This window comes from Pseudomonas sp. BNK-30, from assembly GCF_047456185.1.
GTDB classification, from domain to species: Bacteria; Pseudomonadota; Gammaproteobacteria; order Pseudomonadales; family Pseudomonadaceae; genus Aquipseudomonas; species Aquipseudomonas putida_E.
Map to the genome: position 1 here is coordinate 3,971,503 of NZ_CP179904.1, position 12,485 is coordinate 3,983,987.

Annotated in this window: 11 protein-coding genes; 8 read left to right on the top strand and 3 right to left on the bottom strand. The window is 62.9% G+C overall.

Annotated features, from left to right (window positions below):
• Positions 1–49: 49 nt before the first annotated feature.
• Entirely contained in the window at positions 50–934 is an 885-nt protein-coding gene (locus tag ACMGGN_RS18460; RefSeq protein WP_115273552.1) for a heme/hemin ABC transporter substrate-binding protein, read from the bottom strand.
• A 149-nt stretch (positions 935–1,083) separates the two neighbouring features.
• On the opposite strand from ACMGGN_RS18460, the gene ACMGGN_RS18465 reads away from it, so the two are divergent.
• Complete coding sequence (locus ACMGGN_RS18465; protein ID WP_115273551.1) at positions 1,084–1,401, top strand: Rieske (2Fe-2S) protein; 318 nt, start codon at positions 1,084–1,086, stop codon at positions 1,399–1,401.
• Here ACMGGN_RS18465 and sfsA read toward each other — a convergent pair.
• Together sfsA and ACMGGN_RS18475 are read right to left on the bottom strand one after the other, a co-directional pair.
• Complete coding sequence (gene sfsA / locus ACMGGN_RS18470; protein WP_039604039.1) at positions 1,391–2,104, bottom strand: DNA/RNA nuclease SfsA; 714 nt, start codon at positions 2,102–2,104, stop codon at positions 1,391–1,393. The two genes, ACMGGN_RS18465 and sfsA, sit on opposite strands and share 11 nt — an antisense overlap.
• Positions 2,104–3,276 (bottom strand): pyridoxal phosphate-dependent aminotransferase, encoded by a 1,173-nt coding sequence (locus ACMGGN_RS18475; protein ID WP_046788168.1) that lies wholly within the window; start codon positions 3,274–3,276, stop codon positions 2,104–2,106. Before ACMGGN_RS18475 ends, sfsA begins: the two co-directional genes overlap by 1 nt.
• Before the next feature lie 210 nt (positions 3,277–3,486).
• On the opposite strand from ACMGGN_RS18475, the gene dksA reads away from it, so the two are divergent.
• The 7 genes from dksA to folK all read left to right on the top strand — a co-directional run bounded on the left by dksA (position 3,487) and on the right by folK (position 12,347).
• Entirely contained in the window at positions 3,487–3,930 is a 444-nt protein-coding gene (gene dksA, locus ACMGGN_RS18480) for an RNA polymerase-binding protein DksA (protein ID WP_039604811.1), read from the top strand.
• 63 nt (positions 3,931–3,993) lie between these two features.
• The gene (gene gluQRS / locus ACMGGN_RS18485; protein ID WP_119688257.1) at positions 3,994–4,881 is read left to right on the top strand and encodes a tRNA glutamyl-Q(34) synthetase GluQRS; all 888 of its coding nucleotides are present in this window, start codon (positions 3,994–3,996) and stop codon (positions 4,879–4,881) included.
• 244 nt (positions 4,882–5,125) lie between these two features.
• A complete protein-coding gene (locus ACMGGN_RS18490; RefSeq protein ID WP_003250005.1) occupies positions 5,126–5,302 on the top strand; it encodes a hypothetical protein in 177 nt (58 codons plus the stop codon).
• On the top strand, positions 5,286–8,261 hold the full coding sequence (locus tag ACMGGN_RS18495; RefSeq protein ID WP_161872474.1) for a sensor histidine kinase: 2,976 nt from the start codon (positions 5,286–5,288) through the stop codon (positions 8,259–8,261). Before ACMGGN_RS18490 ends, ACMGGN_RS18495 begins: the two co-directional genes overlap by 17 nt.
• Positions 8,262–8,265: 4 nt before the next feature.
• Complete coding sequence (locus ACMGGN_RS18500; protein WP_174142449.1) at positions 8,266–9,705, top strand: sigma-54-dependent transcriptional regulator; 1,440 nt, start codon at positions 8,266–8,268, stop codon at positions 9,703–9,705.
• A gap of 777 nt (positions 9,706–10,482) precedes the next feature.
• Positions 10,483–11,871: a polynucleotide adenylyltransferase PcnB gene (locus ACMGGN_RS18505; RefSeq protein ID WP_414156171.1), complete on the top strand. Its 1,389-nt coding sequence runs from the start codon at positions 10,483–10,485 to the stop codon at positions 11,869–11,871.
• Positions 11,868–12,347: a 2-amino-4-hydroxy-6-hydroxymethyldihydropteridine diphosphokinase gene (gene folK / locus ACMGGN_RS18510; protein WP_012312667.1), complete on the top strand. Its 480-nt coding sequence runs from the start codon at positions 11,868–11,870 to the stop codon at positions 12,345–12,347. The genes ACMGGN_RS18505 and folK overlap by 4 nt, the downstream gene beginning before the upstream one ends.
• Positions 12,348–12,485 lie beyond the last annotated feature (138 nt).

Genomic DNA, 12,485 nt, shown 5'->3' on the forward strand with positions numbered 1-12,485 from the left:
CACAGCAGGCTCAGGCAGGTAATCAGTGTACGTGGCTGCACGCGCGGCTTCATTGCGTGAAGCTGACCTTTGCCGCCGGGTAGAGCGCAGCCGCCAGGTCTTGCAGGGCCAGCGGCAAGCGCGGGCCCAGGCCGCCAACCAGCAAGGTCGGGTCGAGTGGCACCAGGCGCCTGTCGCGTACCGCGCGGGAGGCGTTCAGGGCCGGGTTTTCCTTGAGCAGTGCCTGCAGGGCCTGGTCGCCGACCAAGGCGCGGTCGGAGAACACCACGACATCCGGGTCCAGCGCCGCCAACGCCTCATTGGAGAAGTTCTTGTATCCCTGATGCTCCGCCAGGTTTCGCCCACCTGCCTGACGCAGCAGCCAGTCACCTGCGGTGCCCTGCCCGGCAATCAGCGGTTTGGCACCGGCATGGCCGACCAGCAACAGCACACCCGGCACCTTGTGGCTGGCCTGGGCCTGCTTGACCTGCTCCTGCAATACCTCGAGCTGCTGATGATAATCGGCAACGAGTTGCGCGGCCTTCTGCTCGGCGCCGAGCAACATACCCAACTGCTCGAGGTTTGCATCCACGGCGGCGAGGTCAGCCTTGCTGGAGAGCAGCTCCACCCGAACGCCGGCTTTGCGGATTTGCGCAAGCACAGGTGGCGGCCCCATCTCTTCTGTGCCCACCAGTACATCCGGGCGCAAGCTGAGGATGCCCTCTGCGGACAACTGGCGCTGGTAACCGATACTTGGCAGGCCCTTGAGTGACTCAGGATGCTGGCTGGTGGTGTCCACACCCACCAGGCGCGGCTCGCCGCCCAGTGCGCTGATCCACTCGCTCAATGCGCCGCCAGCACTGACCCAGCGCTGTGGCAGGTCGGCGGCCAGGGCTTGGGTGCAAGCAACCAGGGCCGCACACAAGGCAAGCAAGACAGCGGGACGACGCATCATCGGATTCCTTCTGAAGGCGAGCCACACGCCTTGTGGCGAACGGCGGAACTGCGCACCATAGACAACCGGGCGCAGCGATAGCGGGCAATTTGATAATTATTCGCATTGGCGCGTCAAGCCATCACTTGTTTCACGAGTCGTTCCCGCAAATGCACTTCCTTTGTACTTCCGCAGCGCTGGCCGAGGGCCACAGCCGCGCCTTCAGCGTAGACGGCACCGAACTGTTCGGCGTGCGTCGCCAGGGCCGTGTGCACCTGTATCGTAACCGCTGCCCGCACCGGGGTATCCCCTTGAACTGGCAGGCGGACGCATTTCTCGATGACAGTGCCAGCCTGATCCACTGTGCCCATCACGGGGCGCTGTTCCTGATTGAGAATGGCGAATGCGTGGCAGGCCCCTGCGAAGGTGACGCGCTGCAGGCCCTGGACTGCCTGGAAGATAGCCAGGGCATCTGGCTCAGGGGTTGAGCAGCACCGGTAGCGGACGGTCGATGACGATGTGCCCGGCATCCAGGCGCGCACCATAGGCCAGCACCTCTACTCCATCCGCCACCGCGGTGCGCAGTGCCCGGGCATAAGCCGCATCGATCTCGTCGGCCGGGCGCACCGCTTCGATGCCTGTCAGGTTCACACAGTACAACTGCACCGCACGTATACCTTGCCGGGCCAGCGTCGCCAGTTCGCGCAGGTGCTTGGCACCGCGCTGGGTGACAGCATCCGGGAAAGCAGCCACTGCCGTGTCCGGGTACCCCAGTGTCACACTCTTGACCTCGACGTAGGCCGGCCCGTGGTCGAACTCCAGGCGAAAGTCCACGCGGCTGCCTTCTTCACCGTAGGCCACCTCACGCTTGAGTGCAGTGAAGCCCGCCAGCTCTCGGATCACGCCGGCGCGAAGCGCTTCCTCGACCAGCGCGTTGGCCCGCCCCGTGTTGACGCAGGCCAGCCGCCCCTGGGGCGTCTCACTGATTTCCCAGGTGCCCGGCAGCTTGCGCTTGGGGTCGTTGGAGCGACTGAACCAGACCTGCCCGCCCTCGCGCATGCAATTGAGCATGGAGCCGGTGTTGGGGCAGTGGATGGTCAGTTGCTCCCCATTGGCCAGTTCGATGTCCGCCAGGAACCGCTTGTAGCGGCGCAACAGCCGCCCCTGTTCGAGTGGAGGAAAGAACACCATCAGCCTTGCCAGCTCCGCAAGCCACGGGCGATGCGCTGGACCGCTTCCTCCAGCCGCGGCAGGCTCTGGGTGTAGGCAAAGCGCACATGATGGCCGGCCAGGTGGCGACCAAAGTCCAGGCCCGGCGTGAACGCCAGATGCTCGGTTTCCAGAAAGTGCCGACAGAAGGCAAAGGCATCGCCACCAAAGGCACTGATGTCGGCATATAGATAGAACGCGCCCTGCGGCTCCACGGCAATGCGAAAGCCCAGTTCGCGCAGGGCGGGCAACAGGTAGTCGCGACGACGGGCAAACTCGGCGCGGCGCGCTTCGAATATTGCCAGGGTTTCAGGCTGGAAGCAGGCCAGTGCGGCGTGCTGGGCCATGCTGGGCGCGCTGATGTACAGATTTTGCGCCAGCTTTTCCAGATCGGCCACGGCGTCAGGCGGCGCAACCAGCCAGCCAAGCCGCCACCCGGTCATGCCGAAATACTTGGAAAAACTATTCAGGACGAATGCCGAATCATCCACCTCCAGGACGCTCGCAGCGTCCATGCCGTACGTCAGCCCGTGGTAGATCTCGTCCACCACCAGGTGGCCATTTCGTTCGCGGGTGGCCTTGGCCAGGCTGGCCAGCTCATCACGCTCCAGCACCGTACCGGTGGGGTTGGCTGGCGAGGCGACCAGGGCACCGACAGTGTCCTGGTTCCAGTGACGGGCCACCAGGTCGGCGGTCAGCTGGTAGTTCACCTCAGGCCCGACAGGTACCAGTTGCGCACCACCCTCGACCAGTCGCAGGAAGTGGCGGTTGCATGGATAGCCGGGGTCTGCCAACAGCCAGTGCTTGCCCGGGTCGACCAGCAGGCTGCTGGCCAACAGCAGCGCGCCAGAGCCCCCCGGGGTGATCAGGATGCGTTCAGGGTCTACCGCAACGCCATAACGCTGGTCGTAAAAACCCGCAATCGCCTCGCGCAGTGCCGGCAGGCCACGCGCGGCGGTATAGCGGGTATGCCCGGCAGCCAGCGCTGCCTGGCCTGCCTCGACGATAGGCGCGGCAGTGGTGAAGTCCGGCTCGCCGATCTCCAGGTGGATCACATCATGACCGGCCGCTTGCAGCTCGTTGGCCCGCGCCAGCAACGCCATGACGTGGAAGGGTTCGATGGCGCGGCTGCGCGCACTGTAGGGGTGAGCCATGACCTTCTCTCAATTGGGTCTAAACTGGTGATTCTACCTCTGCGCGGCACCGAACGTGCGCTTCACGGCGCTGTCAACAGCTAGGACCGGGCGGGCTAGCGCACCCCCGATCTATCTGGTAAGTTCGGCGGCTCGCAGTCGCAGGGCCGGCGGGTGCCGGAGATGGAGCATCCTGCGCATTGGATCAGATGAGTGAGAGGCGGTCTATTCATGTCCACCGTAGAAAAGCAAAAAGTCCAGACCATGTACGGTGTCGAGCCCTACGTCGAAAGCAAGGGTGAGGCGTACATGGGCGAGCCCATGAAAAAGCACTTCACCAAGCTGCTCAATGCCTGGAAAGGCGAGCTGATGGTCAGTGTGGATCGCACCGTTGATCACATGAAAGACGAAGCGGCCAACTTCCCGGACCCGGCCGACCGCGCCAGCCAGGAAGAGGAATTCGCCCTTGAGCTGCGCAACCGCGATCGCGAGCGCAAGCTGATCAAGAAAATCGACAAGACCCTGCAGAAAATTCAGGACGACGAATACGGCTGGTGCGACTCCTGCGGTATCGAGATCGGCCTGCGCCGTCTGGAAGCCCGTCCGACTGCCGACCTGTGCTTCGACTGCAAGGAAATCGCGGAGAAAAAGGAAAAAACAGTCGGCAAAGGCTGATCCTTCTCCTACCCGAACGGGGCGCATCATGCGCCCCGTTTCATTTCATACGCACGACCACCCATGAACGACTCCCGCTACATCGGACGCTTCGCCCCCACCCCCAGCGGTTTTCTGCACTTCGGCTCGCTGGTCGCAGCCCTCGCCTCCTGGCTTGACGCCCGTGCGGTCAATGGCCGCTGGCTGCTTCGCGTGGAAGACACCGACCCGCCCCGGGAAATGCCGGGCGCCCGTGATGCAATCCTGCAGACGCTGGAGCGCTATGGGCTGGAGTGGGACGGCGAGGTTGTCTTCCAGAGCCAGCGCCACCCGGCTTATGCAGAAGTGGTCGAGCGCTTGTTCAATATGGGCCTGGCCTATGCCTGCACCTGTTCGCGCAAGCAGCTCGAAGGCTACAACGGCATCTATCCAGGGTTTTGCCGCAACGCCGGGCATGCCCGTGAAGGCGCGGCCATCCGCCTGCGGGTGCCAGAACTGCTCTACCGCTTTACCGATCGGGTGCAAGGGGCGTTCCAGCAACACCTTGGGCGCGAGGTGGGCGATTTCGTGATTCAGCGCCGCGACGGGCTGTATGCGTACCAGTTGGCCGTTGTGCTGGATGATGCCTGGCAAGGTGTTACCGACATCGTGCGCGGGGCCGACCTGCTCGACAACACGCCGCGCCAGTTGTACCTGCAGGAATTGCTGGGCTTTTCCCAGCCGCGCTACCTGCACATTCCGCTGATCGTGCAACCTGATGGGCACAAGCTGGGCAAGTCGTACCGTTCGCCGCCCCTTGAGGCTGGCCAGGCGACGCCGTTGCTGTTGCGGGCGTTGCGGGCATTGGGCCAGGAAGCTGACCCCCAGTTGTTGACGGCAACGCCGGCTGAAGTGTTGGCCGTGGCGCGCCAGCGCTGGCAGCCAGCGGCCATTGCACAGCGAACGACGGTGCCCGAGGCTGATTTGAACTGAAGCATCACCGGCCCTATCGCCGGCAAGCCGGCTTGCACAGGTACAGTGCAGTACCTATAGGTGTGGGTACTTGTGGGGGGCGGGCTTACCGACGATAGGGCCATTACAGGCAACTAACGTCTCAAAAACAAAAGCCCAATAATTTCAAACCCTTGGCGAACACCACCGATTCCCGCTAGCATCGCCCCAGCCATTTGCGCCAATAATAAGTCCAAGCCCGCAGCGCCCAACCATCGAGGCCAGCATGTACATCTATCGTTTGGTCCTGCTTCTGGTCGTGGGGATCTACCTGTTCTCCCCGGCCATCATGGACTGGTGGATCGAACCGACCGGTGCCTGGTACCGCCCTTACCTGCTCTGGCTGATCCTGATCGTCGTCACCTTCATCCTGCAGAGCCAACGAGATGCCGATGAGCTTTAGCCTGACCCAGATGATCCTGATCAGCGCCGCGTACCTGATGGTGCTGTTCGGCGTGGCCTGGATCAGCGAGCGTGGGTTGATACCCCGTTCGATCATTCGCCACCCGCTGACCTACACCCTGTCGCTGGGCGTCTACGCCAGCGCATGGGCGTTCTACGGCTCGGTGGGCCTGGCCTATCAGTATGGCTACGGCTTCCTCGCCTGTTACCTTGGGGTGTCCGGCGCCTTCCTGCTGGCACCGGTGCTGCTCTACCCGATCCTCAAGATCACCCGCACCTACCAATTGTCGTCACTGGCCGACCTGCTGGCCTTTCGCTTTCGCAGCACCTGGGCCGGTGCGCTGACGACCATTTTCATGCTGATCGGGGTACTGCCCCTGCTGGCGCTGCAAATTCAGGCAGTGGCCGACTCGATCAGCATTCTCACCGGTGAACCAGTCAAGGCCCGGGTGGCCTTTGCCTTCTGTGCGCTGATCATCCTGTTCACCATCTTCTTCGGCTCACGCCACATCGCCACGCGCGAAAAGCATGAAGGGCTGGTGTTCGCCATCGCCTTCGAGTCGGTGATCAAGCTGCTGGCCCTGGGCGGCATTGGCCTGTATGCCCTATACGGCGTGTTCGGGGGCCCGCACGGGCTGGAAGTGTGGCTGCTGCAGAACCAGACAGCCCTGGCAGCGCTGCACACCCCCTTGCAGGAGGGCCCATGGCGCACCCTGCTGCTGGTGTTCTTCGCCTCGGCCATCGTCATGCCGCACATGTACCACATGGCCTTCACCGAAAACCTCAACCCGCGCTCACTGGTCAGCGCCAGCTGGGGCCTGCCGCTGTTCCTGCTGTTGATGAGCCTGGCCGTGCCGCTGGTGCTGTGGGCAGGCCTGCGCCTGGGCGCCAGTACCAACCCCGAGTACTTCACACTGGGCCTTGGCATCGCCGCCAACAACAAGGCGCTGGCACTGCTGGCCTATGTCGGTGGGTTGTCTGCCGCCAGCGGCCTGATCATCGTCACCACCCTGGCGCTGTCGGGCATGGCGCTCAACCACCTGGTGCTGCCGTTGTACCAGCCACCGGCCGAAGGCAACATCTACCGCTGGCTGAAATGGACCCGCCGCGCGCTGATAGTCGCCATCATCACCGCTGGCTTCATGTTCTACCTGAACCAGAACACCCACCAGAGCCTCGCCAACCTGGGCATCGTCGCCTTCGTCGCCACCTTGCAGTTCCTGCCTGGGGTGCTGTCGGTGCTGTACTGGCCGACCGCCAACCGCCGTGGCTTCATCGCCGGCCTGCTGGCCGGCACCCTGGTATGGATGGTGACCATGCTGCTGCCCCTGCTGGGCAACCTGCAGGGCTTCTACATCCCGCTGCTGGACATGATCTATGTGCTCGACGACACCAGCTGGCACATGGCGGCAATTGCCTCGCTGGCCGCCAACGTATTGTTGTTCACGCTGATTTCACTGTTCACCAACGCCAGCAGCGAGGAAGTCAGCGCCGCTGAAGCATGCGCGGTGGACAACGTGCGCCGCCCCCAGCGCCGCGAGCTGCATGCTGCCTCACCGCAGGAATTCGCCACCCAACTGGCCAAGCCACTGGGCGCCAAGGCTGCACAGAAGGAAGTCGAACAAGCCCTGCGTGACCTGTACCTGCCGTTCGACGAGCGCCGCCCCTATGCCCTGCGCCGCCTGCGTGACCGCATCGAGGCCAACCTGTCGGGCCTGATGGGGCCGAGCGTGGCCCAGGACATGGTCGAAACCTTCCTGCCTTACAAGTCTGGCAACGAGAACTACGTCACCGAAGACATTCACTTCATCGAAAGCCGCCTGGAAGACTACCACTCGCGCCTGACGGGCCTGGCTGCTGAACTCGATGCCTTGCGCCGCTACCACCGCCAGACCCTGCAGGAGCTGCCCATGGGCGTCTGCTCGCTGGCCAAGGACCAGGAAATCCTGATGTGGAACAAGGCCATGGAGGAGCTGACCGGCATCGCCGCCAAGCACGTGGTCGGGTCGCGCCTGGTAACCATCGATGAACCCTGGCGCGGCCTGCTGCAAGGTTTCATCAACGTGCCTGATGAGCACTTGCACAAGCAGCGCCTGGTACTGGACGGGCAGCCGCGCTGGCTGAACCTGCACAAGGCAGCCATCGATGAGCCCCTGGCACCCGGCAACAGCGGCCTGGTGCTGCTGGTCGAAGACCTCACCGAGACCCAGGCCCTGGAAGACAAGCTGGTGCACTCCGAGCGCCTTGCCAGTATCGGCCGCCTGGCTGCGGGCGTGGCCCACGAGATCGGCAACCCGATCACCGGCATCGCCTGCCTGGCGCAAAACCTGCGCGAGGAGCGCGAAGGGGACGGCGAGATCATCGAATTGTCGAGCCAGATACTCGAACAGACCAAACGGGTGTCGCGCATCGTGCAGTCGCTGATGAGCTTTGCCCATGCCGGCGGTAGCCACCAGAACAGCGAAGAGCCGGTGTGCCTGGCTGAAGTGGCCCAGGATGCCATCGGTCTGCTGGCGTTGAACCGGCGCAATTTCGAAGTACAGTTCTTCAACCTCTGCGACCCCGACCACTGGGCCGAGGGGGACCCCCAGCGCCTGGCCCAAGTCCTGATCAACCTGCTCTCCAACGCGCGCGATGCTTCGCCGCCAGGCAGCGCCGTGCGGGTACGCACCGAAGTCAGCGAGCACACCGTCGACCTGATCGTCGAGGACGAAGGCAGTGGGATTCCGAAGAACATCATGGACCGCCTGTTCGAACCTTTCTTCACCACCAAGGACCCGGGCGAAGGAACCGGACTGGGGCTCGCTCTGGTCTATTCCATCGTGGAAGAGCATTATGGGCAAATCACCATCGACAGCCCGGCCGACATCGAACGGCAACGTGGCACACGGATCCGCGTGACCCTGCCCCGGCATGTCGTAGCGACGTCCCCTGAAATTCGAGACCGTCGAGAGAATTGAATCAATGCCGCATATTCTGATCGTCGAAGACGAAACCATCATCCGCTCGGCCTTGCGTCGCCTGCTCGAGCGGAACCAGTACCAGGTCAGCGAAGCCGGCTCGGTGCAGGAAGCCCAGGAACGCTTCAGCATTGCCACCTTCGACCTGATCGTCAGCGACCTGCGCCTGCCCGGCGCGCCGGGAACCGAGTTGATCAAGCTCGGCCAAGGCACCCCGGTGCTGATCATGACCAGTTACGCCAGCCTGCGCTCGGCGGTGGACTCGATGAAGATGGGCGCGGTGGACTACATCGCCAAGCCTTTCGACCACGACGAAATGCTCCAGGCCGTGGCGCGCATCCTGCGCGACCGGCAGAGTGCGCCGGCACCCGCCCCAGCCGCCGAGCCACGCAGCAACGGCAAGGCAGCGCCTGCCGAAAAAGGCGCCCCGGCATCGGCCAACGGCGAGATCGGCATCATTGGCTCCTGCCCCCCCATGCAGGATATGTACAGCAAGATCCGCAAGGTGGCGCCCACCGATTCCAATGTGCTCATCCAGGGTGAGTCCGGTACCGGCAAGGAACTGGTAGCCCGTGCCCTGCACAACCTGTCACGGCGCGCCAAAGCGCCGATGATCTCGGTGAACTGCGCGGCCATTCCCGAAACCTTGATCGAGTCGGAACTGTTCGGCCACGAAAAAGGTGCGTTCACCGGTGCCAGCGCCGGGCGTGCCGGCCTGGTGGAAGCGGCAGACGGCGGCACCCTGTTCCTCGATGAGATCGGTGAACTGCCACTGGAAGCCCAGGCCCGTCTGCTGCGCGTACTGCAGGAGGGCGAAATCCGCCGGGTGGGTTCGGTACAGTCGCAAAAAGTCGATGTGCGCCTGATTGCCGCGACCCACCGCGACCTGAAAAACCTGGCCAAGGCTGGGCAATTCCGTGAAGACCTTTACTATCGCCTGCATGTGATCGCCCTGAAATTGCCAGCCCTGCGCGAGCGCGGCAGTGACGTCAACGAGATCGCCAGCGCCTTCCTCGCCAGGCAGAGCGCGCGCATCGGTCGTGACGACCTGCACTTCTCGCCTGAAGCCGAGCAAGCCATTCGTCATTACAGCTGGCCGGGCAACGTGCGCGAACTGGAGAACGCCGTAGAGCGTGCGGTGATTCTGAGCGAGAGCGCGGAAATATCGGCAGAACTGCTGGGTATCGATATCGAGCTGAGCGATATGGACGATGACGACCTTCTCGACAAGGCGATGGCCGCTGGCGCTGCCAGCAACGCCAGCCATGAGCCGACCGAGGATCTGTCGCTGGAAGACTACTTCCAGCATTTCGTGCTTGAGCACCAGGACCACATGACCGAAACCGAGCTTGCCCGCAAGCTCGGGGTCAGCCGCAAGTGCCTGTGGGAGCGCCGTCAGCGCCTGGGCATACCGCGCCGCAAGAGCAACGCTACCAGCGAATGATCGACTCCGATGGTGCACGCCGCAGCAAAGGTGGCGCCAGTCAGATCGAGCGCCGCCCGCGCGGCGCTCGATCGCATGGACGCTGAACAGCGTCGCGGCAACCCGTGGTAACACATCAGTACCCGCAAAAATCTGTTACCCAATCTTTGCGCCGTAACAGTTCCCGAGGCGTACGGTAACGAAATTCCGACATTTACCACCCGCCAGCCTTCTCAAAAACCCGCCAAACCATTGATTTCATTGGGTTTGAAAAAGTTGGCACGCCACCTGCTATATGTTCAGTACAAGAACAATAACAAGCACTGCAACTCAGAATAAGAACAAGACGAAACGGCTCACGCACAATAAAAACAAGACGGCGGAGGCGCAGCTAACTGATTCTTTTGGAGAGGATGCGTGTTTGGGGCTTGCCCCACGACCAGGCAGAGAACAACAAAAACTGCACTAAAAAGCAGCGCCTGAACTGGTTGGATCGAATGATCAGCGTGACATCAGCGGCCAAAGCAATCCGTTTGCTCTTAACCCCTGGATTGGGGGTCGTCCACAAGCTTTGAGATTTGTGGGCAGGGCACTCAACAAAAACAAGAAGCCCGGCATAAAAACAATAAGAGCACGCAACGACTTCTTGGGGAGCTTAGGCTCCCCTTGTCGTTTCTCCCTTCTGGCAGTCCATCCTGCTACCGCCTACACCATTCCCCGAGTAAATGCTAGAATCCCCGCCCATCATGCGGCCATTCTCCTATTCTTGGCCGAACATTCCTTCACACAGTGCATCCCATGCTGAAGAAGCTGTTCCAGTCTTTCCGCCCTCCCGTACCGGGCCAGCACCACAAGCGCACCACGCCTGAGGTGATCAACAAGAGCCAACACTCGCTGCAGCGCCACCAGTTCAGCCGCCATGCGGTGAATATCGTCGAGCGCCTGCAAGGCGCGGGCTACCAGGCCTACCTGGTCGGTGGTTGCGTGCGCGACCTGATGCTGGGCATCACGCCCAAGGACTTCGACGTCGCCACCAGCGCAACACCTGAGCAGGTACGTGCCGAGTTCCGCAATGCGCGCATCATCGGCCGTCGCTTCAAGCTGGTTCACGTGCATTTCGGCCGTGAAATCATCGAAGTCGCGACCTTCCGTGCCCATCACTCAGAAGACGACCAAGGTGACAGTCACCGCTCGTCGCACAATGCCAGTGGTCGCATTCTGCGTGACAACGTATATGGCAGCCTGGAAGAGGACGCGCAACGCCGCGACTTCACCATCAACGCCCTGTACTACGACCCGGTCAGCGAACGCGTCCTCGATTACGCCAACGGCGTGCACGACGTACGCAACCGCCTGTTGCGCCTGATCGGTGACCCGACGCATCGCTACCAGGAAGACCCGGTACGCATGCTGCGTGCGGTGCGTTTTGCCGCCAAACTCGACTTCGGCATCGAAAAGCACACCTTCCAGCCGATCCGCGGCCTGGCACCGCTGCTGCGCGAAATCCCGCCTGCGCGGCTGTTCGAGGAATGCCTCAAGCTGTTCCTGTCCGGCCAAGGCGCGATCGTCTTCGAGATGCTGGTCGACCTGGCATTGTTCGAGCCGCTGTTCCCGGCCAGTGCGCATGCACTGGAAGAGCGCCCGACCTACACCCATACCCTGATCAGCCAGGCGCTGAGCAACACTGACCTGCGTATCAAGCAAGGCAAACCGGTGACCCCGGCCTTCCTGTTCGCCGCCCTGCTCTGGCCAGCCCTGCCAAGCCGCGTACTGCACCTGCAAAACCAGGGTGTACCGCCGATCCCGGCCATGAATGGCGCAGCCCACGACCTGATTGCCGAACAGTGTGCGCGCATTGCCATTCCGAAGCGTTTCACCTTGCCTATCCGCGAGATCTGGGACATGCAGGAGCGCCTGCCACGACGCAGCGGCAAACGCGCCGACCTGCTGCTCGACAACCCACGCTTCCGTGCCGGCTACGATTTCCTCCTGCTGCGCGAGAGCGCAGGCGAAGAAACCGACGAGCTTGGCCAGTGGTGGACCGATTACCAGGATGCCAGCGACTCCGAGCGCCGCGAGATGATCCGCGAGCTGGGCAGCCGTGATGAAGGCACCGGGGCCGGCCCACGCAAGCGCAAGCGCAGCAACAGCAAGCGCAAACGTGGTGGCGATGAGGCGTTCGAGTGACCACTCGCGCCTACATCGGCCTTGGCAGCAACCTGGATGCGCCTGCCGAGCAACTGGGCAACGCCCTGCAGGCGCTGGACCGGGTCGCGAGCACCCGCCTGGTGGCGGCCTCTGCCCTGTACACCAGCGACTCCCTGCTGCCTGGCCAGCCGCGTTACACCAACGCCGTCGCCGCTCTGGATACCTCTCTCGCCCCCCTGGACCTGCTGGACGCCCTGCAGGCCATCGAGAATGAACAGGGCCGTGTACGCAAGGAACGCTGGGGCCCACGCACGCTCGACCTGGACATCTTGCTGTTCGGCGACCACGTCATCGATGTGCCACGCCTGCAGGTGCCGCACTACCACATGCATGCCCGCCCCTTCGTGCTGTACCCACTGGCCGAACTGGTGGCAGACGACTTTCACCTGGCCGACGGCCGCCCGCTTGCCCAGTTGCTCCAAGCCTGCCCGTTTGTCGGCCTGGAACGCCTGTAGCCCAGGCGCTTGGGGCCTTTCTCCAAGGGCGGTAACGCCAGTAACACCCTGTTCGTAACAATGCGGTAACAGGGTGATTGACTTCCCCCACCTCGCTCACGACTATAGGCGTCCCGTGTGGCACCAAAGTGCCGCATA

Coding starts and splice junctions, on each gene's coding strand:
- ACMGGN_RS18460 (WP_115273552.1), bottom strand. CDS start 934: ATGATGCGTCGTCCCGCTGTCTTGCTTGCCTTGTGTGCGGCCCTGGTT.
- ACMGGN_RS18465 (WP_115273551.1), top strand. CDS start 1,084: ATGCACTTCCTTTGTACTTCCGCAGCGCTGGCCGAGGGCCACAGCCGC.
- sfsA (WP_039604039.1), bottom strand. CDS start 2,104: ATGGTGTTCTTTCCTCCACTCGAACAGGGGCGGCTGTTGCGCCGCTAC.
- ACMGGN_RS18475 (WP_046788168.1), bottom strand. CDS start 3,276: ATGGCTCACCCCTACAGTGCGCGCAGCCGCGCCATCGAACCCTTCCAC.
- dksA (WP_039604811.1), top strand. CDS start 3,487: ATGTCCACCGTAGAAAAGCAAAAAGTCCAGACCATGTACGGTGTCGAG.
- gluQRS (WP_119688257.1), top strand. CDS start 3,994: ATGAACGACTCCCGCTACATCGGACGCTTCGCCCCCACCCCCAGCGGT.
- ACMGGN_RS18490 (WP_003250005.1), top strand. CDS start 5,126: ATGTACATCTATCGTTTGGTCCTGCTTCTGGTCGTGGGGATCTACCTG.
- ACMGGN_RS18495 (WP_161872474.1), top strand. CDS start 5,286: ATGCCGATGAGCTTTAGCCTGACCCAGATGATCCTGATCAGCGCCGCG.
- ACMGGN_RS18500 (WP_174142449.1), top strand. CDS start 8,266: ATGCCGCATATTCTGATCGTCGAAGACGAAACCATCATCCGCTCGGCC.
- ACMGGN_RS18505 (WP_414156171.1), top strand. CDS start 10,483: ATGCTGAAGAAGCTGTTCCAGTCTTTCCGCCCTCCCGTACCGGGCCAG.